Source organism: candidate division KSB1 bacterium (assembly GCA_024655945.1).
In the GTDB taxonomy this organism is placed as follows: Bacteria; Zhuqueibacterota; Zhuqueibacteria; order JANLFK01; family Oleimicrobiaceae; genus Oleimicrobium.
The window spans coordinates 199,339-222,172 of the sequence record JANLFK010000003.1; the positions used below are offsets into that span (position 1 = coordinate 199,339).

A 22,834-nucleotide genomic window follows, 5' to 3' on the forward strand; every position below is an offset into this window, starting at 1 on the left:
GTGCTGCACAGACAAGGGCTTCGTAGGGAGCAGAGCTGGGCAATAGCGAGCGCGAGGATCAGAGGAGAAGACATTGGAAGAGACACTGCTCCGCTTCTGCAAGGGATTTAGCGACATTGTGTGGGGCCCACCGATGCTGGTCTTGTTGGTCGGCACCGGCATCTTCCTGACCATCCGGCTGCGCGGGCTGCAGTTCCATGGCCTGCTCCATTCGCTTTACCTGGCCCTGGTCAAGCGCAAAGAGGAAAATGCCACTGAGGGGGACATTTCGCATTTTCAGGCGCTGATGACCGCCTTGGCGGCCACCGTAGGCACCGGCAACATCGCCGGGGTGGCCACTGCCATTGCCTCCGGGGGCCCAGGGGCCCTGTTTTGGATGTGGATCACCGGCCTGTTCGGCATGGCCACCAAGTACGCCGAGGCAGTGCTTGCCATCAAGTATCGCGAGGTGGACGAGTTCGGGACCATGAGCGGTGGGCCCATGTACTATCTGAGCAAGGGGCTCGGCGCCAAGTGGTTGGGGGTCATCTTTGCCGTGTTTGCTTCGGTGTCTGCGTTCGGCATTGGCAACATCGTGCAATCCAACTCGGTGGCCGAGGCAGTGCGCACCTCCTTCCCCGTGGTGCCGACTTGGGCAGTGGGGGCGGTCATGGCCGTGGCCACGGCATTGGTGCTCCTTAGGGGCATCAAGAGCATCGGCAGGGTGGCGAGCCTCCTGGTGCCGGTCGTGATCGTCTTCTACATGCTGGGCGCTACCGCGGTGGTGATCCTCAACTACCGAGGCGTCCCCAGTGTCTTCTCCTTAGTCGTGAAAGGGGCGTTCACCGGGACGGCAATGTTCGGCGGCTTCCTTGGGGCCTCGGTGCGCGAGGCCATCCGCTGGGGGGTAGCGCGTGGCGTCTTCTCCAATGAATCCGGCCTGGGCAGTGCCCCCATCGCTGCTGCTGCTGCGCAGACCAGGAATCCGGTCACCCAGGCGCTGGTCTCGATGACGCAGACGTTCATCGACACCATCGTCGTCTGCTCGTTCACCGGCTTTGTCATCATCTCCACTGGCCTGTGGTCCAGCGGCAAGACCGGCGCAGAACTGACCACGCTCGCCTTCAACCATGGCCTGCCCGGAAACAGCGGCGGCATGATTGTGGCAATCGGGCTCATTCTTTTCGCCTACTCCACCATCATCGGCTGGAGCTACTATGGCGAAAAGTCGCTGGAGTACCTATTGGGGCCCGCCTCGGTCAGGCCCTATCGCGCGCTCTTCTGCGTGATGGTCTTCGTGGGGAGCGTCATCAGCAAGTTGGAGCTCGTGTGGTCATTCGCCGACGTCATGAATGGTCTCATGGCCCTGCCCAACCTGGTGGGACTGCTAGGCCTGTCCGGGGTTGTGGTGGCAGAGACGAAAAAGTACTACTGGAGTGAGCGGGCAGGGCTACGCTAAGCACTTTGGCCCATGTGAGGTAACTATGAACGCGAAGCGTGAGAAGATCGAGCTGGAGATCCCATCCAAGGCGGTGCACATTAGCCACGCCGCCTGTAGCAACGGCTGCAGCCTCATGGACGAAACGGTGCAGATCGGCGGCCACCCTTCCATCAAAGCGAAGATCTGCCACGCCGGACAAGAGGGGGTCATCAACCTCGATCCGGTGTACGGCAGCTTTGAGCACCGCTGCACCATCGAGGTGCCTGCCGGGGCCGTCGTCGAGTTCTTCTGTCCCCGTTGCGGGGTCTCGCTCAAGGGACAGGACACCTGCAACGTCTGCTCGTCGCCGACCTTTGTGCTGCATCTGCCCCGGGGCGGCGTCATCGAAGGCTGCCTGCGCAAAGGGTGCTTCGAGCATTCCCTGAAGATTGTCGATGCAGAACAGCTGCTCAAGCGCCTGTTTGACGAACACACCCTGGACGCCTACCTGTGAGCCAGCCGAGCACAACCGCGCAGCTGCCGCACAAGGTCGGCTATGTGGTCTTAGTGGGCAGGCCCAACGTCGGCAAGTCGACGCTGGTGAACGCGCTCCTGCAGTTCAAGTTGTCCATTGTCACACCCAAGCCACAGACCACGCGTCACCGCATCTTGGGGATTCTCTCGGAGCCCGGATGCCAGGTTATCTTTCTCGACACCCCTGGCTTGATCCAGCCGCGCCATGCATTGCAGGCGGCGATGATGCGGGCTGCGGAGCGGGCCATGGCCGAGGCGGACATTGTCGTCGTTTTGCTTGACGTTTCCGCGCCTTTGGAGGAGGAGGATTTTCAGACGCTGGAGCAGGTCAAAGCTCGCAACAAGCCGCTGCTCATCGCCCTGAACAAGATCGACCTCGTCAACAAGGCCAACCTCCTGCCTGTTATCGATCAGCTCGCGCAACGCTTCCCCGAGACGGAGATTATTCCCATCTCTGCCCTGCACCGAGATGGGCTCGATGACCTCAAGACGGCCATTGTGCAGCGCCTGCCCGAGGGCATGCCCCTCTACCCGGAGGATCAGCTCACAGAGCATCCGGAGCGCTTTTTTGTGGCAGAAATCATCCGCGAAAAGATTTTCGAGCGTTATGGTGAGGAGATCCCCTACGCCACCGCCGTGCAGATCGAAGAGTTCAAAGAACGCGCTGGGGGAAAGGATTTCATCAGCGCCCGCATCGTGGTGGAGCGTCCTTCGCAGAAGGCCATCCTCATCGGCAAGGGCGGACAAGCCCTCAAGGAGGTAGGCAAAGCGGCACGCGCCGAGATCGAACAGTTCTTAGGGCGGCCCATTTTCCTGAAACTCTGGGTGGCGGTGCGGGAGAAGTGGCGTTCCGACGAAACGCTGCTGCGCGAGTACGGCTACCAGTGAGGTGTCACTTCCCACCCCGGTATCGACCAAGGTGTGATCCAAAGCCAATCAGCGCGGGCGCCTTTGGCAGTGCAGTACCGAGGTTTCCATGAGCAAGGTTGTTGAGGAGGCACCAGTTCTCTCCGCCCGTCGAGGCAGAGTGCGGACACGGGTTGGGTCCTGCAAGGGTAGGAGTCCTGTTGCCATGAGGCTCCGCCCCGCTGCGCCTCGTGTCTGCTCGCCGCCAACTCTGCTGCTTGCCTTGGCGCTCGTTGCCGCGGCGGTGCTGTGGCTGACCTGTGCGCCGCGCGTGCCCTCCCCTGGAGCGCCGGTCACCCCGAAGGAGCCCGAGGTGACCATCCGCGTCGGGATTGTGCAGAACCGGGCGAGCGTGCAGTTTGCCACTGCCGATCCCTACCGCATCGTTGAAGTCGGGGGCAAACTCCTTATCGACAAGGGGCAGGCGCGCTCGCTGTGGGAGGTGACGGTGGAAGGTGGCAAGCCAGCACCGTCGCTCTTTTTGCTGGTCGTGCAAACCACCAAAGACCGTGCTGCCGCCGAGCGGCTCCTCGCGGACCTGCGTGCCAGAGGCGTCGAAACGACCATCGACCTGCTCGGGAAGGTGGTGCGAGTAGACGACAGGGAGCTGCGCGATTACCGCAGCTACCGCGTGCGCCTGAAGCGCTCCTTCGCCTCCCGGCAGGAGGCACAGAGGTGGCAGGGGAGCGTGGCGGGCATCTGGACCACCATCGTCGAAGAGCCAGCTGAGACGCCGGAGGGGACTCTCTCTCTCCGGAACCTACACACCGGTCAACGCATCTTCTCCTCCGTGCCTGTGCGCATAGAGGGTTCGCGCGTGGCTATCAAGGATGTGCCGGTCGGCGAAGGCTACATCTACGAGCGGCGCGAAAACCGCCTGTTTCGCGGCGCGATGGAGTTCATGGTGGATAGGGCCGGCAAGGTCACGGTGGTGAACGTGGTGAGCCTGGAGGACTACCTGCGCGGGGTGGTGCCGTACGAGATGCACGGCGATTTTCCCCTGGAGGCGCTCAAGGCGCAGGCAGTGGCAGCGCGCACCATGGTCGTCTACACCATGGGCAGCCGGCATCCGAATGACCCTTTCGACGTCTGCGCCGATGTTCACTGTCAGGTCTATGGCGGAGTCGTCGCAGAAACCGAGCAGAGCAACTTAGCGGTGCGCGCGACTGCAGGGGAGGTGCTCACCTATGGCGGGCAGCTGTGCGAGGTCGTGTTTTCCAGCTCCTGTGGAGGGCACACGGAGAACAACGAGAACGTCTGGCAAGGCCCTGCGCAACCGTATCTGCGCGGCGTGCTCGACATCCCGGAAGGGGCAAAACTGAGCGGCCGGTACGATTTGGCCAAAGAGGAGGTGCTGCGTCGCTGGATCGAGGGGCGACCTGGGGTCTTCTGCAACGTTGGCCAGTCCTCTGTCCCAGCAGGCTTCGCTTACGCAGCTGAGGCCTTTCGCTGGGAGCTGAAGGTGACCGGCGGCGAGCTCCGCCGCACGATAGTTGCCGCGACTGGCCAGGACCCCGGGGACGTGACAGAGCTAATCCCCCTGCAACGCGGTGTTTCCGGGCGCATAGTCCGACTGCAAGTGATGGGCAGGAACAAGACTGTCACTATTTCCCAGGAGCTGAATATCCGCAAAGCCTTAGCCGAGCCCCCGTTGCGCAGCTCGTGCATCGTTATCGACCGCAAGCAGTCGGTATCTGGGGAGGTTCTTTTCCGCATCCGCGGCGCTGGCTCAGGCCATGGCGTGGGCATGTGCCAAACCGGCGCCGCCATGATGGCCCTGCGCCTCGGCAAGGACTATCGGCAGATCCTTCGCCATTACTTCAGCGGGGCAGAGATCACCGGGCTCTATTGACATGCGCGTGCTCATGATTTTCGTGGACGGCCTGGGTATCGGCCGCTATGACCTGGGATTGAACCCCTGTACCGCTGAGGGCCTGCGCTTCTTCAACAACTTTGCCGATCGCCAGCGCATGGAGCCTCTGCCGTTCGGCGGCATGGTGCTCGGCCTGGACGCCACCCTGGGGCTGCCCGGCCTGCCGCAGAGTGCCACCGGCCAGACGGCGCTGCTAACGGGCGTGAATGCTGCCCAGCTTCTTGGCCGCCACCTCAACGGCCTTCCCAACGGCAAGCTCCGTGAAGTCATCGCCCAGCACTCCCTGCTCACGCTCCTGGCCGAGCGCGGCCGTAAGGCAGCCTTCCTCAACGCCTTCCGCCCGCCTTTCTTCGACTATGACCCGTTCCATATCATCCGCCACCTGTCCGTCACGAGCGTGTGCAATCTGTACGCGGGGCTGCGCTTCTTCGACCTCGACGACCTGCGCGCCCGCCGCTGCATCTATCAGGACTTTACCAACGAGGCGCTCCGTCGCCGTGGGCATGAGGTGCCGGTGTTCTCGCCGGAAGAAGCAGGAACCATCCTTGGCACCCAGGCCGCCGCCCATGAGTTTTGCCTGTACGAGTACTTTCAAACCGACCGGGCCGGCCACGCCCAGGACATGGCCGGGGCAGTGCAGTTGCTCCAAAGCTTGGAAAGACTTGTAGCCGCCGCGTTGGAACATGTTGACTTGGAAGAGATGCTGGTGCTGCTTACCAGCGACCACGGCAATATTGAAGACCTGTCCATGAAGGGGCACACCCGCAATCCGGCCATGACCCTGATCTGGGGCAGAGAAATGCAGGCTTTCGCCTCGGGCATCAGCTCCATCCTGGACGTCGCCCCAAAGATCCTCAGTCTCCTCGGCTGAGTCTCATCTTCTCCGCGCGCGGCGCAAAAAGGGCTTGACACTTCTGATATTATTTGCTATAATTATTTGGCATTAGGCTCCAGTCAACTTCCGGGAACGGCCCTGCCGGGGACGGGGCGCGACATTTACGCGAGGTTCATGACATGTTAGTCTCGGTACGAGTTGATCGGGTCACGTTGGACACCGCGACGAGTCGGTTCGTGGTCGTTCTTAGGGACGATGCCCACAATCGCTGGTTGCCAATCGTGGTTGGCTCCACCGAGGCCCAGGCCATCGCCCTCCAGCTGGAGAAGGTAGAGCCTCCCCGTCCGCTGACCCACGATCTCATGAAGAACCTCCTGGAATCCCTCGACGCCAAGGTGTCGAGAGTTGTAGTCACCGAGCTGCGCGAGAACACCTATTACGCGAAGATCGGGCTGCAACTTGACGGCAAGAAGCGGGAGATCGACGCACGCCCCAGTGATGCCATCGCCCTCGCCCTGCGCATGAATGCGCCGATCTTTGTGGTGGAGGAGGTGATGAAGAAGGCGGCCGTAGTTGACCGGCAGGAGGCCAGGGAGCGCGAAGTGCCGCTCGAGGAGCGCTTAGAGCATTTGGCGGCAGAACTGGAGGGCGCAATCCAAGAAGAGCGTTACGAGGACGCGGCGCGCCTGCGCGACGAAATACGCAAGCTGAAAGAGCAACAGGCCGCGTCAAAATAAACACACGTACACCCTGTCGCCATCACCCTCGGCGGCAAGAAGCACCCGCGACGGAGCGGGGCGGCAGAGGTACAGGTGGGTGGGACCGGTCAACCTTCGCAGGTGGAGCATACAGCGGGCACTCTGAGGAGTGCCTTTTCTGTTTATCGCTGGCCGCACCAAGGTCTTACGGCCTTACACAAACCGGGCGCAACCATGCGCAAGAGGTCCGTCCCTGCTAAGAGAGTTCTCGGCGTCTCCCTTTTCTCTGCGCCCTCTCGCCTTTGGCCGGTTTCCAAAAACCGTTAGTAGACGCACTCGCGTGCCGCGTCGGCATAGGCCTGCAAGTTCTCCACCGGCGCATGGAAGAAGTGGTCACAGGTGCTGAGGATGTAGCCGCCGCCAGGACCTGCCGCGGCAAAGTTGCGCAGCACCATTTCCCGCACCTTTTCCGGCGTGCCGTAAGTGAAGCCGTGCGTCTGGTTCATGCCGCCGATCATGCACACGTACTGCCCCACGCGCCGTTTTGCTGCTGCCAAATCCACGTCGCCGCCGATCTCACGCGGCGTTAGGGTCTCGATGGCGTCCACCTCCGTGCCCACAATCTTCTCTAAAATGGGCATCATGCCGCCGCAGGTGTGGTACACCACCCGCATGCCCACTGCATGCAGGGCGCGATGGACTTCGCGGTCACAGGGGGCCACAAACTGCTCGAAAATCGCAGGCGAGATCACCGTCGTTGAGGCGTCGCCGCCCCCTCCCTCGATGAGGTCGTAAGCGCTGTCTTTGTACTGCTCCACAAAGGCCAGCTTCTTGTCGCGCAGAATGCGCAGGAACTCGTGCACCCAGGCCGGGTCGTCGAAGGTGGCGATAATCATCCGCTGCGTGCCGTACCACTGGCAGGCGTCCTGCCAGCACCCAGGCTGTTGGTAGGGAAGCGCCCCGCGCACGATGCCGTCGTCTCCGACCCGTTCCCGCCAGGCGGCAACCAGCTCTTTGTCCAGGCGCGGCACCGGCAGGTACTTTTCGATCCAGCGAATTTGCTCGGGGTGCTTGAGTGGATAGTCGGCGACCCAGGAGGTGTACTGGTCCGCCTCGTGCACGGCCACAAAGCTGCCCTCGGGCGTGGTGATGGTGCGCAGCCAGCGCCGGTAGTCGGGCCGCTCTTCCACCACCTCTTCGGTGACCCGCCATTGGGGACTTTCCATGTCCAGAAACGGCGAGACATAGATGGAACCATCCAGCCCGAAGAGGCGAAACGCCTCCAGGGGGTCAATGCCGCCCAGGTAGTGGTCGAGGTAGTACTTCATCCAGTCGTGCAAAGTGGCCGGCAAGCGATCCGGCTTTTCGCGATGCAGTGCCGTCAAAAGCCGCTCCCGTGAAGTCATGGATGCGCCCTCTCCTGATGGGGACCAATTGTTGCGCCGTCGGCCAAGGTGCGGGCAGTGAAGTACGCCAGCTGCGCCGCGGCCGTAAAGAGCTCCGCTCGCAACGTCTCCGGCCTGTCGGAGGGAAGATGCAAGTGCTCGTAACCGTTGGTGGTGGCAAAGTAGAGGTTGGGCACGCCCCGGCGATGGAATGGACCGGCGTCGGCTCCGCCGCCGCCTCCCGTAGCCGCACTGAGGAGCCGTGTGTGCAACCGATCCTGCTCCTGCACCATGGCAAGAAGCCCCGGAAAGTCCTTCCCGCCATAGACGGCCACGCTGTCGCCGGTGCCGATGCAGTCCAGGTTCAGCATGGCAACCGTCCGTTCCAAAGGGAAGGCCGGTCGGCTCGCGTAGGCCTCCGCGCCGAGCATCCCCTGCTCCTCGCTGGCGAAAAGGGCAAAGAGCACGCTCCTGCCTGGCGGGGAAGGCGCTTGGGCGAAAGCCTTGGCGATGGCCATCACCGCGGCGCTGCCGGAGGCATTGTCGTTGGCCCCTGGGTAGTAGACCTGCGGCGACTGCCGCCCCACGTGGTCCAGGTGGGCGCCGATGACTACGCACTCCTCCTTCAATTCCGGGTCAGACCCCGGCAGCAGGGCGACGACGTTCATGGTGCGCTTTGCCTTGGCGTAGCGGGCGCGGACGTTCACTTTCACCTTGGTGGGCAAGGCGAACGAGCGCGGTGTACGGGTCGAATCGATGGCCGCCTGCAGCGCCGCCAGGCTCACGCCCGCCTCTCGCAGAATCTCGTTCGCCACCGCCACGTCGATGTGGAGCTGGGGGATATCCTGCTGCTCGCCAGGTCCATGCAGCACACTGCCGATGCGCCTTTGCACCGGCTGGTTATTTGGGCAGGAGACAAGGAGCAAGGCGCGGGCACCGCGGCGGCGCGCGGCTTCTGCCTTGCGTCTGGGCATGGCACGCTCGCCCCAGTTCGCACCTTGCGCTTGCCATGCCGGCGGCTGCTTGAAGGTCAACACCACCTTGCCGCGCACGTCCACGCCCGCATAGTCGTCGTAGCCATTTTCGGCACAGGAGAGGCCGTAGCCGCAAAAGACCACCGGCGCCGTGACCTTGCCGCTGCCGCTAAAGCCGCGCGCCACAAACTCCTCGCCGAGCACGCACTCGCGCAAGGGCCGGCCACCCGCGTTCAAGATCGCCAGGCGAGGGGGACTGAGAAACTCGTTGTATTCCACCTCGAGGTACTGGAAGTAGCCCTCGTCTCCGGCCGGCCGCAAGCCAAGGTGTTTGAACCACTCGGCAGCGTACGCGGCCGCCTGGTCGTACCCTTTGCCTCCTGGCAATCTGCCGTCCAGCTCGGGCCGACAGAGCTCCCGCACGATGCCCATAAGCGTGGGTGCGCCGATCGCCTCTGCACCTACCTGAGCTGGGGACACCTCTGCGTTGCCGCACAGGAACAGCAGGACCGCCAATGCCCCAACCACACCCCCTGCCACCATCGACTTTGCGGCTTTCACCCGCAGGCGCTCCTCTCTCTTTTTCCTCCCTGCCCAGGAAAGCAGTCTTGCCCCTGCCCTCTGCGGGCAGTCACGGGCGACGCTCTCCGCCCGCGATTTGAGGCGGTGGCACCCCTTCCTGCCTCTTGGCCTCACTTTTTCTCATAGGCGTGATGGGCGCGCGAAAAGTGTTCGTGCACCACCTTCCACTCGCCGTCGCGCCTGGCGTAGACGTGCGTGCCACGCCCTTCGATGATCCGCGGCTTACCCTTCTTGTGCAGGGTTACCGTCCAGTAAAAGCTGACCACGGCGACATCGCCCAGCACCTGCACCTGCGGCTGCAGGACCTTAAAGTCCACCTTGTCCGCCTGCGTGAGGTAATACTCGATAGTCTGCCGCAGGGCGCGCAGGCCCTTGAGCCGCGCATGACGGGTGGAGGAGAAACCGATGAGTTCCTTGTCAAAGTGGGCCAAGATGGCCTTGACGTCGCCTTGGTTGAAGGCCTTGGCCTGCGCCTTTTCCAGGTCCACCAACGTCTTCTTGAGATCTTCCATGTCTCCTCTCCTCCTGCGTTGGTTTGATGGCACGTGGGGACACGGCATGCTGTGCCCCAAATCATGCGGTGCCCGTGGGATTGTCGAGATCCCATGCGGGTGGCCACCGGCCGGCTCGGCCTCCGGCGTGCTCCACCAGAAAGTGGAGCGCCGGTGAGTTCTGCCCCGGCCTGCGGATGGGCGTTAGCGGCACCGCCTCAATCGCCGTGGCGCCCTTCTCCTGCAGTCCGGCGGGCACAGGATAGCCCATGAAGCGAAGGTAGCCAGGACATGGCCTCGCCGGTGCGGCACCGCACTGCCGGATGAATATTGAGCAAAATTCGGCAAAAAATCAAGAGGTTTGTGAGGGTGGCGGAGGAGGACGTGGGCCGCCGAGAAACGCAAGCGGCAGCGCGCACGACCGGAAACCTCCGGGAGGTTAGTCAACCAGATCCGCGTGCCCAAATGGCCTTTCGCTGCACCCGCCAAGACCTCCCGGAGGTTGGCCTGCCACAGGCACCGGCCCCAACCGCGGAGGATGGCACGCCAGAGGCGTACGCGCCCAGGGGGCTTGGACACTTCCTGGCTCCAAGGAGCAACCCGCACCCAGCGGCCGGAAACCTCCGGGAGGTTGTCGCAGGCCTGAGCAGACGCGGAATGGCGCGAACTGACCTGGTGGGCTAACCTCCCGGAGGTTCGTCCACCACATGCGGCTGACCCACGGGCTCGGCAGGCCGGAGGCCTGCGTACCCAGGAAGCGCATTTTCCCCTTTGTTTTTGCCTGGGCGGTTGCTAAATTTGCCACAGCAACTTTGGAGGGCTATGGCAAGTCTGTTCGACACATTCCACCGGCTGCTGCGCCGGCGGCAGATCCACGACGCGCAGCGCAGGGCGAAGGTGCTGCTCTTCCGCGGCCTGCGCAGCTTCTTCCCGGTGTCCACGATGAGCGTGCGGGAGATCGGTAACTTGCGGTGCATTCTGGTGGTGCGCCAGCACAACCAGCTCGGCGACATGCTCTGCGCCACGCCGACTCTTCGCCTCTTGCGCCAGGCCTACCCGCGCGCCGACATTACTCTCATCACCAGTCCGGCCAATTACCCGGCGGTGGAGCACAACATCCGCCTGGACCGCGTGCTGGTGTTCGACAAGATCGGGTTTGCCAAGCAGCCGCGTCGCTACTGGCACTTTTTGCACACGTTGCGCTCGCTCAAGCCAGACGTGGCCATCGTTTTGTCCACGGTCTCCATGTCGGTGACCTCGGACGTGCTCGCCTACCTGTCGCGTGCCCGCTATCGCGTGGGCGCGGCGGCCATCGACGGCGTGCCCAACACCACCGGGTTTCTCTTCAACGTGCCGGTCACGTTGGATTGGCGCGCGGAGCCGCATCGTCACCAGGCCTTGCGCAACATGGACATGCTGCACCCCCTCGGCCTGAGGAGCACCGACCTGCAGGCCGAGCTCTTCCCGACTCCGGAGGAGCGTGCCCGGGCGGCAGAGCTCCTGGCGAGGATCGGCTCAGGCGTCAAAGTGGGGATTCATCCTGGGGCGGGCAAGCCGGCAAACCGCTGGCCGGTGGCCAATTTTGCCGAGCTGGCCAACGCCTTGGCGCAGCGCTGCGGCGCCCACATCGTCATCACCGCCGGCCCGGATGACGGGCAGGTGCTCGAGGAGCTTGTGCCTGCGCTGCGGGCGCCGCACACGGTGTGCCTGAATCGGCCCCTCGGTGAGCTGGCCGCCATCATCGATGGCTTGGACTTGATGGTCAGCAACGACACCGGGGTCCTGCACGTGGCCGGTACGACCCGGGTGCCGCTCATCTCGCTTTTTGGCGCCACCGATCCGGAGCAATGGGCCCCTGCGCGGCCGGCGAGCTACTACCTGCAGCGGCCCCGCCTGAGCGACATCAGCGTGGAGGAAGTGGAGGCGCTTGCCAGCCGGCTGCTGGCGGAGGCTAAAGCGGCGCGGGGTTATCGCCGGCAGCAACGCAGGCCCAAGGCCAGAACCCCCATGGTTGGCTGACCTCCTGCAGGTGGAGCGCGCTGAACCTCCGGGAGGTTTTCGGAAGCGGGACTGGGGGCCAAATGGCCAGAGTGACCTGGTGGGCGAACCTCCCGGAGGTTTCCTAAGGGGGAGGTTCGCGGAAGAAATGACAACGGAGGCAGATGATGAAGCGTATTGCAGAGCAGTTGCAGAAGATTGTCGGCGAGGATTACCTCTTTACCCCGCAGCGGCCGGAGTACTGGGCCTACACCTTTGGGGACGCCACCATGTACCGCTCCCGCCCGGACTATGTGGTCTACCCGGGATCGATCCAGGAGATCCAGGCGGTGGTGGAGCTTGCCGGACGGCACAAGGTCAAGGTGGTGCCTGGGGCCGGCCTCACCGGCCTGTCCGGAGGCGCCCTGTGCAACGGCGGCATCCTCCTCAACCCATCGCGGCTGCGCGAGGTGCTGGACATCGACCCCATCACCCGCACCGTGGTCACGCAGCCGGGCATCAGCTGCGCCGAACTGAATCGCCGGTTGGGGCCCTTTGGCATGGTCATTCCGGTGGCTCCTGCCTCGCACGAGATTTCCACCATCGGCGCCAACATCGCCGAGTCATCAGGCGGCACCTGGGGCATGTCCAAGGGCACCTTCAAGAACTATCTCTTGGCACTAAAGGCAGTGGATGGCAAAGGCCGCCTGTTCAGCGCCGGCCACCGCTGTCCCAAGGAGAGCACCGGGCCAAATCTGGTGGGCTTGATGATTGGCTCGGAAGGCACCTTAGGCATCATCGTGGAGCTGACCTTCTGCTGCGACTTTTTGCCCGAAGATACCTGGACCATCCGCTGCAGCTTCCGCGACGAGTCGGTGCTGCAACAGATTCACGAGGCGGTGGCCAAAGCGCGCATCAACCTTTTCTCCTTTGAATACATGGACACCAAGATGATGGCCTGCTTTGGCAAACAGAACATGCTCCTGCTGTTCCAGACTGCAGGCGGGACGCATGAGGCCAAAGAGAACGCGGAAAAGTTGGTGGCCGTGCTCAAGGCACTGGACCCCCTGGAGCTGCGGTACACCAACGACCCCAAGGAGGCAGACGAGCTCTATGCGGAGCGGCGGAGCTGCTTAGGAGCCATGGCCAAGTTCAAGCGCGAAAAGCCGGTCATTGTGCAGTTCGACCCGGTGCTGCCCATTGCCAAGTTTGCGGCCGGGGTGCGCAAGATGCGCGAGTTGGCCGCGCGCGAGGGGTTGGAGCTCATCATCTACGGGCACGCAGGCGACGGCAACCTGCACCCCAGCTTTATCGTGCGCGACTGCCAGGAGGACAAGGAGAAAGCGGCGCGCGTGGTGCGCGAGTTCGACGCCTGGATCGAAGCGGAGGGCGGTTGCTTTGCCGGCGAACATGCCATCGGCAACTTTTTGGGCAGATGCGAGGAGGAGCTGAGCCCCGACCTCGTGGAGTACGTCAAGGGCATCAAGAAGGCCTTCGACCCGCTGGGCATCCTCAATCCAGGCAAAGTCTTTGACGTGCAGGCGCCGAGCCTGTCGATGGACCCGGTGCTGCCGCAGTACCAGGCCATCTACGAGCTCGGCAAGCTCTGCTGCAAGTGCCACCTCTGCAAGAACGACAGCCCGCGCTTCAAGGAGGTGCCGTTCGAGCACCACACGATCCGCGGGCGGATTGCCATGATCGACGCCGCGGCGCGCGGCAAGGTGTCGTTTGCCGCGATCAGGCCCTTTGTAGAGGAAATGCGCCCGTGGACAACGAACATGAACTGCCCCACCTTCATGAAGGAAGAGGTGGGCAAGCTGATTGACCTGGCCATGCAGGCAGGGAGGGGGGCATGAAGATCGTCGTTGCCCCGGATTCGTTCAAAGGGAGCCTGTCGGCGCTGCAGATTTGCGAGGCCATGGAGCGCGGCATCAAGCGCGTCCTGCCCGAGGCAGAAGTCGTGAAGATCCCCATGGCCGACGGCGGGGAGGGCACGGTGCAGGCCTTGGTCTCTTCCACGGGCGGCCACATAGAGAAGATCACGGTGGTGGGGCCGTTGGGCGAACCGGTGGAGGCGGAGTACGGCATCCTGGGCGATGGTCAGACGGCGGTCATCGAAATGGCGGCTGCCTCTGGCCTGCCAATGGTGCCTGTGGCCAAGAGGAATCCGGTGCTCACCACCACCTTCGGCACCGGGCAGCTGATGCGCGCGGCCTTGGCGCGCGGCTGCCGGCAGCTCATCGTCGGCATAGGCGGCTCCGCCACCACCGACTGCGGCACGGGGATGGCGCAGGCTTTGGGCGTGCGCTTCTATAGCAGCGACGGCAGCGAAATCACCGACTACATGTGCGGCGGGCTGATGGCGGAAGTGGCGCGCATCGACCTTGCCGGCAGATTGCCGGCGTTGCTCCAGGCAACAGTGACAGTCGCCTGCGATGTGGACAATCCCCTGCTCGGCCCGCGCGGCGCGGTCATGACCTACTCGCGACAAAAGGGTGCCACCGACGAGCAGCTCGCCCTGCTTGAGGCGAACATGACCCACCTTATCGGCGTGGTGGAAAAGACCATCGGCCGCTCGGTGCGCGACGTGCCGGGGGCAGGTGCAGCTGGCGGGTTGGGGGCCGGGCTCATCGCCTTTGCCAATGCCACGCTCCGGCCCGGCGTCTCCCTTGTGCTTCAGGCCTCGCGCTTTGCCGAACGCATCCGGGGGGCTTCCTTTATCCTTACCGGCGAGGGGAAGGTGGACTTCCAGACCGCCTACGGCAAGACCATCAGCGGGGTGGCGGCAGAGGCGCAAAAGCAGGGGATACCGGTGATCGTGCTGGCCGGCACGGTGGAGGAGGAGGCGGAGAACCTGTACGAGCGGGGGGTGGTGTCGCTGTTTTCTACCTGTCCTGGGCCGATGAGCATAGAGGAGGCGATGGCGCAGGCGGCGACGCACGTGGAAAAGGGTGCCGAAAGGATCGTCCGCGTCCTCACTGCCGTCGCCCTCACGCGCTGAGGTAGGTGCCGCAGGCCCATGCGGCAGGCCGCATGGGCTGGGCAGGCCAGAGGCCTGCGCACCCAGGGCAGCCCAAAACCTCCGGGAGGTTTGTCGACCAGGCCTGCTTCGCCCAATGGCCATCTCCCGCACTTCCAACAACCTCCCGGAGGTTGCTTCACAATATGCGGCAGGCCAGAGGCCTGCGCACCCAGGGCAGTCGAAACCTCCGGGAGGTTCGCCCGTGGGGGCCATGTCGGCCTGGTCGGCGTGCAGCGGCCCTCACGGCCTGGCGCCGGGAGGGAGCACCTTTGCGTAGAATGCCTCCTGCAGGCGGCGGGTCACCGGCCCGGGGGCGCCCTCGCCCACCACCAGCTCATCGATGCGTACGATGGGGGTAATCTCCACCGTGGTGCCGATGAGCATCGCCTCTTCAAACTGCCCAAGTTCAGCACGCGGGATCGGCACCTCTTTGGCAGGTATGCCCAGCTCCTCGCACAGGCGCAGCACCACCGCGCGCGTCACCCCGGGCAGAATCAGGTTCGACAGCGGCGGCGTGTACAAGGTGCCGTCCCTGACAAAGGCGACGTTGCAGTGCGTCCCCTCGGTCATGAAGCCGTTGCGTGCCCAAATGGCCTCCACTGCCCCCTGGTCAATTGCCCGCTGCCTGGAAAGCACATTGGGCAGAAGGGCGATGGACTTGATGTCGCAGCGCAGCCAGCGCAGGTCGTCTTCCAAGATGACCTTCACCCCCTGTTCGATCTCCTCCCAGTGCGGCTTGAAGGGGGAGGTGCTGATGTAGACGGTGGGCGGCGTGCCCGGCGGCGGAAACCAGTGCCGCCGCGGCGTGTAGGCCCCACGGGTGACCTGCACGTAGGCAATCGCCTGCTCTTCATCGTGATTGTTTTCCTCCACCAGGCGTTGCATAATGGACGGACAGGCCCCAAGGTGCGGCGCGTCGATGCGCAGCTCGCGCAGCCCGCGCGCCATGCGCTCTATGTGGGCCTCCGTCTGGAAGAAGACGCCGTAGTAGCAGCGAACCACCTCGTAGACGCCGTCGGCAAACTGAAAGCCCCGCTCATACGGGGGCAGGCACACTTCCTCTTCCTGCAAGTACCGGCCGTTGTAGTAGACGAGCATGGAGGGTCCTTTCCGCATCGTCGATCGTATCACCTCTCTCACAGTCGCCCTGCCAAGACCACTGTCGCTCTGGCGGTTTCCACGGTGCCGGCTGAGGCGTTGAGCGCTTCCAGGTAGACGATGTACACCCCGATGCGTGCCTGCTGGCCGTGGTCGTCCTTCCCGTCCCAGACCACCGCGTTGCAGGCGCCCACCGGTTGGTTGCTCGCCAAGAAGCGGATGAGGCGGCCGGTGACGTCGTAGATCTTGATGTTCACCGAGGCCGTGGCCATCGGCAAGGCGAAGGAAATGACCGCAAAGTCGTCGCGCCCGTCTCCGTCAGGCGAAAAGGGCGAGGGCGATACGCTGAGCGTCGTGCGTGGCGGCACCACTATGGTGAGGACGCTATTGGCGCGGCCTGGCGTCCCACCAGCCCTGTCCACACACGAGCTCCAGTTGGACTTGAGCTGCGCGGGCAGGGTTGGGTTGATTCTTTCCAGCGACACGCCCGTGCCCCCACCCCAGCTCTGGTCGTAGGCCACACTGTCGATGACGGCGCCGTGGGGGTCGTAGACGACCACGGCATCGCCAGTGGCGGAGAGCGCCGGCCAAGAGGGTATCACGAGTAGTGGACTTGGGCCAAGTTCTCCGCTCTTCGCCAAGGAGGAATCCTGAGCCAGCAGCACAAAGCCGCCGGGCGGCACTACCAAAGGCGCCTTGCTCACCATCCGGCGCTTGGCCACGTCCGCATCGGAGAAAAGCCACTTCTCTATGTTCACCGCCCCCTCGCTGCGGTTGTACAGCTCCACCCACTCACCCATGCCGGTGAGGGGCGAGTACATGATCTCGTTGATCACCAGCGTTCCCTTGGCAAAGCCCACCACGAGTTCAGCCACGGCGACGTTGTTAGCCAGCTTCATGTCGCCTGCGCACGTCACCTGAACGCCAATCCACATGACGCCGGACGGGGCCTCGCGCCATTCCATTTCTACGGATCGGCACTCATCAGGCAGCAGTCTTGCTATGTCAACTGGCTCTCCCAATCGCTCGCTCGGCTCAAACAAACTATCGCGGTTGCTGTCCCAGAAGAACTCCACGTGCGGGTGCTCGGCGGCTGCCCGGCCTTGGTTGCATATTTGGACCCCGAGGCGAACGCTTTCGCCGACGCGTGGCTTCTCAGGGAAGAAAGAGAGGCCGGCAGGAGCCACACCAACGTCCACCGCCAATGGGCTCACGCTGTTTTCCATCCCTGGTGTGGCGCCCTCGGGGGCAGTACTGAGCCGCCAGTTGCTGCTGTCCTGCGAGCCCCACTCGTAGCGCACGCGTTCCAGAGACACACCCGTGCGCATCCCCCAGCGGGAAAAGTAGTGCACGCTGTCCACCACCACACCCGCAGGGTCGTAAACCCGCACCTCATCCTGGTCATTGTTGAGCGCCGGCCACCCGGTGACCACCGTCAGCAGCGGGGCAGGCAGAGAGCCGTACTGAAAGCGCAGTGCGGAATCCGCTGCCACCAGCACAAAGCCCCCCTCGGGCACGCGCAGCCGAGTAGCGCCGAACAGTCGCGGCCCAGAGGTCACATCCCCCAAGGCCCAGCCGTACAAGTCCACCTCGCCGGGACCTGCATTGTACAACTCCACCCACTCCGGCTGCCCGGAAAAAGGCGCGTACATAATTTCGTTGACCAGCACCTGCCCCACCGGGAAGGCCACCACTAACTCCGCAAAACGACGGTCATTGTCCGGCCGCTGGTCATTTGGGCAGCTCGCCACCACTGCGATGCTGTGCACTCCGGCCGGCACCCCTTCCCAGCGGAAGAGCAAGGTCTGCCTCCCCCCGCTGGCCAATTCGCCCACCACCTGCGGCGTGGCGAGCAGTTCTGCAGCCGTCAGCACGGAGTCGCCGTCGGCGTCCCAGTAGCAGCTCACCTCCACGCCGGCCACAGTCTGGCGTCCCACATTGCGCACCGCCGCTGCAATGGTCACCGTCCCCTGGGCACGAGGCACAAACGGCGCCCACTGGATCGAACCCGCCACCACCTCGACGTCCACGGGCAAGGGACTCACGCTGTTCACCAGGCCTGGCGTTCCGCCCCGGGCGTTCACCGAGGCGCGCCAATTGCTGGACGAAGTGGATGGCTCTTCCGCACGCACCCTTTCCAGAGACACCCCTGTTGCCACCGGCCCCCAAGAAGCAGCATAAGCCACGCTGTCGATGGTCGCCCCAGTCAAATCGCGGAGGACCACCAGGTCGGCGTCGTTGTTGAGGGTTGGCCATTTGCTGCCAATCGTCAGCAGGGGACCACGGAACTCCGGGAAATCCCTCTTCATGGTGGTGTCCTTGGCCACGACCAGATACCCGCCTGGCGGCACCACCAGGTGCCGATCGGTAAGGCGCACCCGCGTGGTGACGTTTTCATCGCTCACCGTCCAGTCATAGAGGTCCACGCCCTCGTCGCGAGGGTTGAACAGCTCTATCCACTCGCTGGCACCGGAGCGCGGCTGGAACATAATCTCATTGATGATGAGATCGCCTCCTTGGAACGGCACGCGATACTCCCCATAGGCCATGTCGTCGGAGGTGTCCGGATCTTCCACCTCCAGCAGCCGGGCGATGATGCGGGTAAGCCCAGGGGCAGCGGCCCCCAGCTCGATCCTGCACAACAAAGAGTCGCCACCTGCCAGACCTGCCAACGGGCAGCAGAGGCCCACCAGTTCTTGCGCGCCGGTGTGGAGGTCATAGTTCGCGTCGCGGTAGAAGGCGACCATGCCGCTCTCTGCCGTATCCATGCCGTGGTTGTAGACCCATACCGAAGCGCGCACCGTTTGCCCGGAGCGCGGCTGTAGCGGCTCAAACTGCACCCCCGCAGCGCCAAGTCCAACGTGCTTATCGCGGGGACGAATACTGTTTGGGGCATTGGGCGTACCCCCCAATGGCGCCCGGCAGAAGCCCCAGTTCCTGCGACTGTTGGTTGGCCAGTCTGGCCTCACCCGCTCCAGGGACACGCCGGTTTCACCACCCCACGAGGCGGTGTAGTACAGACTGTCCACAGAAAAGCCTGCGGCATCCCAAATGACCACTGCGTCGCCGGTGTTGTTGAGGGCAAGCCAGCCCCGTTTTGGTACAAAGACCGGACCCGACAAAGTGGGGAAGAGTGCCCGAACCAGGGTGTCTTCCGCGAGCAAAGCGAACCCACCAGGGGCAAGGAGCGCCTTCGTGTCGGTGATGGTCAGGCGTGCAGCAATGCGGGAATCGCTGAGCGACCACAGCCGCAAGTCGAGCGCCTCCGGGCTGCGGTTCAGGATCTCCACCCACTCGGGCTCCCCTGCACTCGGCCAGTACATGACTTCGTTGATGACCACTTCGCCGGGCCATACCCCGACGCCAAGAGTTGCCCTCTGCTGGTCGTTCTCCGGGGAGCTGTCGCCTTGGCCCCCCACCCGCGCTATAAGCTGATGCACTCCGGCTGGCACCGCATGCCACGTCAAGTTCGCCACCGCGCTGTCGCCGGGCTGGAGAGAGGGGCTAAAGAACGGCGGTTCCAGGAGTTCCTCTTCACTGCCTAAATCGTCCTCGTTGCGGTCCCAGTACAGAGCAATCTGGCAGCTTGCGATTTCCTTGCGGCCGGCGTTCAGCGCGACCACCGTGAACTGCACGCTCTGGCCGCGCCGGACACGCGAAGGCGACCAGCCCACCCTCTTGAGCGCTACGTCTATGGCTCCGACGCCGACACTGTTGGGCGCCCCTGGCGTGCCGCCAAGCACACGGCTGTTCGCCCAGTTAGCGGGCGCGTCGCCAGCTTCCAGGTCGATCTTTTCGTCGGAGTAGCCCTGAGGGTTACCGAGTGTGTAGCGGTAGCGGCTCACGGTGTCGCCCCGGGCATTGGTGAGAATCACTCGTTCTGGGAGGCTGTTTGACCAGCCACCGCTGCCAAAGGCACTGTCGTCGATTTTCACAATTAATGCTTCGGCAGGGATAACGCCGTCGTAAGTGCTGGAGTTGCCGAAGTAGCTGCCGTCCAGGATGACGGCGAACTGCCGCGGCCCCAGGGTCATCCCCCAGCCTGCGTCGACAATCTTGTCCAACTCGATGCTGTCGCCAATAGCCCAACCGGTGAGGTCGACCGAGTCCGTGGCGCTGAGGTTGAAAATCTCCACATACTCGTCGTGGGCCTCGCTGGTGGCGGGATCGAACATGACCTCTGACAGCGTCACCTGCCCCAGGATGCGACCTGGGCCTGCAGCCAAAAGCACGAGTGTTCCGATGAGGAAGAGGCGGCGACAAGACTTCGAATCAGCCACTGCCCTTCTCCCCGCTGGTGATGAACGGTAGCTGGTCTGCAGCGACCACGGGATCAGCGGAAGATGGTCTGTTCGCGCCCCGGCCCGACGGAGACGATGCGCACCGGGGCTCCGCACTGCACCTCGATGAACTCTATGTACTGCTGCGCCTCTTTTGGCAGGTCACGGTAGGTACGCACTGCGCCGGTGGGCTGCCGCCACCCCGGCAGGGTCGTGTAGACAGGCCGCGCGCTGCGCAAACGCGCGATGTCGCCTGGAAAGTCGGTGGTCCGCCCTCCGTCTATCTCGTAGGCAGTGCACACGGCGATGCTCTCCATGCCGTCGAGAACGTCCAGCTTGGTAATCGCCAGCTCCGAGACGCCGTTGACACGCACCGCATAGCTTACGGCCACCAGGTCCAACCATCCGCAGCGCCGCGGCCGACCGGTGGTGGCGCCGTACTCCCGGCCAAGGTCGCGCAGCCTCTGGCCTTCTACCTCGGCAAATTCCGTGGGCAAGGGACCGTTGCCCACCCGCGTAGTGTAGGCCTTGGTCACCCCCACGACGCTGGTGATCGCCGTGGGCGGTACTCCCAAGCCAGTGCTCGCCCCGCCACTCACGCAGCTCGAAGAGGTCACAAAAGGGTAGGTGCCGTGGTCGATGTCCAGCAGGGTCCCTTGCGCACCTTCGGCGACAATCCTCTTGCCTTGCGCCAATGCGCGGTGAAGCAATGCCGTGGTATCCGTGGTCATCGCTTCCATCGCGCGGACGGCGGCCAGGTAATCGTCCAGACTCTCCTGCGCCACCTCAGGCGCGCCCAGCACGGTGCCCAGCAGGAGGTTCTTCTGCGCAGTCAGTGCCTGGAGCTTACGACGGAACAAGTCCGGGTTGTGAGCGTCCCCGGCGCGCAGGCCAATGCGCTCCATCTTGTCGGCGTAGGCCGGGCCGATCCCCCGCCGCGTCGTGCCAATGGCCTGGTCGGCGGAAGCCTGCTCCTTGGCCTGCTCATAGTGCAAGTGGTGGGGCAGAATCAGATGGGCGCGATCGCTCACCCAAAGCCTCCCCTCGACATTCACGCCTCTCTGGGTGAGCAGGGCCATTTCCTTCTGCAAGGCAATGGGGTCTACCACCACCCCCGCGCCGATCACGCAGGTAACATTTTCGCGGAGAATGCCACACGGGATGAGGTGCAGAACGAGCTCCTGCCCGTCGATGACCACCGTGTGGCCGGCGTTGGGTCCGCCATTGTAGCGGGCCACAATGTCGGCCTCGGCAGCGAGCAGGTCGACAATCTTGCCCTTTCCTTCATCTCCCCACTGCGTGCCGACGATGACTTGAATGCCCATGAGCTGTCCGAGCAATTAGGGGCACGCCACCACGTGCCATTGCGAAACAAGACTCCGAATCGGCCCCTTCCCGACCCGGAGTCCCAACCGCACACACCTCCCCGCAGGCACATTGCCTCCGGTCTAAGCGAAACTCTCGACCGCCTCTTCCACGCTGTCGAAGGTCTCAAACACGTGGATCAGCTTGGTGATAGTCATCAGGCTGCGAATGCGCGGCGTCACGCACGCCAACTTCAGGTCGCCACCGTTGTTGCGCAGGGTGCTCAGCGCGCTGATCAGCAAACCCAGTCCGGAGCTGTTCATCCACTGCACCTGGGCCAGGTCAGCGACCACCTTCCTGGCCCCGGCCTCGATCAGCTCGTGGACCCTTTCGTTGAGGAGCCCAGCGTCCGGTCCCCCCATTACTTTGCCCGCCAAGGAAAGAACCGTCACCGGGCCAAACTGTCGTTCGGTGAGCGTCATCGCTCCCTCCTATACCCCTATGCCTAATCAGGCCCGGGCCACTTCCCGGTGGAGCTTCCTGCGCTCAAGCCACCCCCGCCAGGCCACGACAATAGGGCTAGCCACAAAAATGGACGAGTAGGTACCGATGGTGACCCCTATCAGGAGGGCAAAGGCAAAGCCGTGGATGACCCTCCCCCCGATGAAGAAGAGCACAATCAGCACCATCAGCGTCGTGAGGGCGGTAATCACCGTCCTGCTCAGGGACTGGTTGATGCTGGTATTGACGATGGTGTGAATGTTCTCGCGCCGCATGATCTTGAGGTTTTCCCGGATACGATCGAAAACCACAATGGTATCGTTCAGGGAGTAACCGACCAGGGTTAAGAAGGCCGCGACCACCACCAGGCAGATTTCCATGTTCAGCAACGAGAAGATGCCCAGCGTGATCAGCACGTCATGGAATAGGGCCACCACTGCACCCACAGCGAAACGGAACTCGAACCGCCAGCTAATGTAGATGAGGATGAGCAACAGCGAGATGAAGATGGCCAAAGTGGCTGCGCGTCGCAGCTCTGCGCCGATCTTGGGACCCACGGATTCAATGCTCAAGACCTCGTAGCTCTTGTCAGGCAAGTCGTTGGTCAGCTGGTCCTTGATCTTCTCGGCAACCCGTTCGCCACTCAGCTCGCCCTGTTCAACCCGGATGAGGACGTCGCTGCCGGTCCGGGCGCCGCGCAACGAGGTGGAGGCCTTGATCTCGGCAGTGCCAAAACCGATTTTCGATAGCGACGCCCGCACCTGGCCCACGCTCACCTGTTCCTTGAATTCCAACACAATGGAGGTGCCGCCGCGAAAATCGATCCCGTAACGCGGCCCGCCATGCGCAATCAGAGAGATGAGGCCTGCCAGGATCAGGACACCGGAAAAGGTGTAGGCTGCTTTGCGCATGCGCAGGAAGTCTATGGATGTCTGCTTGAAGAGTTGCATCTGGTCTGTCTCCTTGTGATGCCG

At 63.5% G+C, this 22,834-nt stretch carries 17 protein-coding genes; 9 read left to right on the forward strand and 8 right to left on the reverse strand.

Annotation, left to right across the window (positions count from 1 at the left end; all coding sequences use genetic code 11):
• The first annotated feature begins 133 nt into the window (after positions 1-133).
• The 6 genes from NUW13_05865 (at position 134) to NUW13_05890 (ending at position 6,284) form a co-directional block, all read left to right on the forward strand.
• Positions 134-1,438 carry a sodium:alanine symporter family protein gene (locus NUW13_05865; GenBank protein ID MCR4438555.1) on the forward strand — a complete coding sequence of 435 codons (1,305 nt, stop codon included), beginning with the start codon at positions 134-136 and terminating at the stop codon, positions 1,436-1,438.
• 25 nt (positions 1,439-1,463) lie between these two features.
• Positions 1,464-1,913: a hypothetical protein gene (locus NUW13_05870; protein MCR4438556.1), complete on the forward strand. Its 450-nt coding sequence runs from the start codon at positions 1,464-1,466 to the stop codon at positions 1,911-1,913.
• Positions 1,910-2,821, forward strand: coding sequence for a GTPase Era (era, locus tag NUW13_05875; protein MCR4438557.1), 912 nt, complete (start codon positions 1,910-1,912; stop codon positions 2,819-2,821). The genes NUW13_05870 and era overlap by 4 nt, the downstream gene beginning before the upstream one ends.
• Positions 2,822-3,005: 184 nt before the next feature.
• Positions 3,006-4,691 (forward strand): SpoIID/LytB domain-containing protein, encoded by a 1,686-nt coding sequence (locus NUW13_05880; GenBank protein MCR4438558.1) that lies wholly within the window; start codon positions 3,006-3,008, stop codon positions 4,689-4,691.
• A 13-nt stretch (positions 4,692-4,704) separates the two neighbouring features.
• Complete coding sequence (locus NUW13_05885; protein MCR4438559.1) at positions 4,705-5,583, forward strand: hypothetical protein; 879 nt, start codon at positions 4,705-4,707, stop codon at positions 5,581-5,583.
• 143 nt (positions 5,584-5,726) lie between these two features.
• Positions 5,727-6,284 (forward strand): DUF151 domain-containing protein, encoded by a 558-nt coding sequence (locus NUW13_05890; GenBank protein ID MCR4438560.1) that lies wholly within the window; start codon positions 5,727-5,729, stop codon positions 6,282-6,284.
• A 284-nt stretch (positions 6,285-6,568) separates the two neighbouring features.
• Here the strand turns inward: NUW13_05890 and NUW13_05895 are convergent, their stop codons facing one another.
• From NUW13_05895 to NUW13_05905, 3 genes are all read right to left on the reverse strand, one after another.
• Entirely contained in the window at positions 6,569-7,651 is a 1,083-nt protein-coding gene (locus NUW13_05895; protein MCR4438561.1) for a uroporphyrinogen decarboxylase family protein, read from the reverse strand.
• Positions 7,648-9,165 (reverse strand): M28 family peptidase, encoded by a 1,518-nt coding sequence (locus tag NUW13_05900; protein ID MCR4438562.1) that lies wholly within the window; start codon positions 9,163-9,165, stop codon positions 7,648-7,650. The genes NUW13_05895 and NUW13_05900 overlap by 4 nt, the downstream gene beginning before the upstream one ends.
• A 131-nt stretch (positions 9,166-9,296) precedes the next feature.
• Complete coding sequence (locus NUW13_05905) at positions 9,297-9,698, reverse strand: nuclear transport factor 2 family protein (GenBank protein ID MCR4438563.1); 402 nt, start codon at positions 9,696-9,698, stop codon at positions 9,297-9,299.
• Between the two features lie 801 nt (positions 9,699-10,499).
• On the opposite strand from NUW13_05905, the gene NUW13_05910 reads away from it, so the two are divergent.
• The 3 genes from NUW13_05910 to NUW13_05920 all read left to right on the forward strand — a co-directional run bounded on the left by NUW13_05910 (position 10,500) and on the right by NUW13_05920 (position 14,655).
• A complete protein-coding gene (locus NUW13_05910) occupies positions 10,500-11,696 on the forward strand; it encodes a glycosyltransferase family 9 protein (GenBank protein MCR4438564.1) in 1,197 nt (398 codons plus the stop codon).
• 143 nt (positions 11,697-11,839) lie between these two features.
• Positions 11,840-13,510 (forward strand): FAD-binding oxidoreductase, encoded by a 1,671-nt coding sequence (locus NUW13_05915; protein ID MCR4438565.1) that lies wholly within the window; start codon positions 11,840-11,842, stop codon positions 13,508-13,510.
• Positions 13,507-14,655, forward strand: a complete 1,149-nt coding sequence (locus NUW13_05920) for a glycerate kinase (protein ID MCR4438566.1) — start codon at positions 13,507-13,509, stop codon at positions 14,653-14,655. Before NUW13_05915 ends, NUW13_05920 begins: the two co-directional genes overlap by 4 nt.
• 261 nt (positions 14,656-14,916) lie before the next feature.
• Here NUW13_05920 and NUW13_05925 read toward each other — a convergent pair whose 3' ends face one another.
• The 5 genes from NUW13_05925 to secF form a co-directional block, all read right to left on the reverse strand.
• Positions 14,917-15,792, reverse strand: a complete 876-nt coding sequence (locus NUW13_05925) for an aminotransferase class IV (protein MCR4438567.1) — start codon at positions 15,790-15,792, stop codon at positions 14,917-14,919.
• Between the two features lie 20 nt (positions 15,793-15,812).
• Positions 15,813-20,054 (reverse strand): lamin tail domain-containing protein, encoded by a 4,242-nt coding sequence (locus tag NUW13_05930; protein MCR4438568.1) that lies wholly within the window; start codon positions 20,052-20,054, stop codon positions 15,813-15,815.
• Positions 20,055-20,107: 53 nt separating this feature from the next.
• A complete protein-coding gene (locus tag NUW13_05935) occupies positions 20,108-21,379 on the reverse strand; it encodes an adenylosuccinate synthase (GenBank protein ID MCR4438569.1) in 1,272 nt (423 codons plus the stop codon).
• A 123-nt stretch (positions 21,380-21,502) separates the two neighbouring features.
• Positions 21,503-21,841, reverse strand: coding sequence for an STAS domain-containing protein (locus NUW13_05940; GenBank protein MCR4438570.1), 339 nt, complete (start codon positions 21,839-21,841; stop codon positions 21,503-21,505).
• 27 nt (positions 21,842-21,868) lie between these two features.
• Positions 21,869-22,810: a protein translocase subunit SecF gene (secF, locus tag NUW13_05945; protein MCR4438571.1), complete on the reverse strand. Its 942-nt coding sequence runs from the start codon at positions 22,808-22,810 to the stop codon at positions 21,869-21,871.
• Between the last annotated feature and the right edge of the window lie 24 nt (positions 22,811-22,834).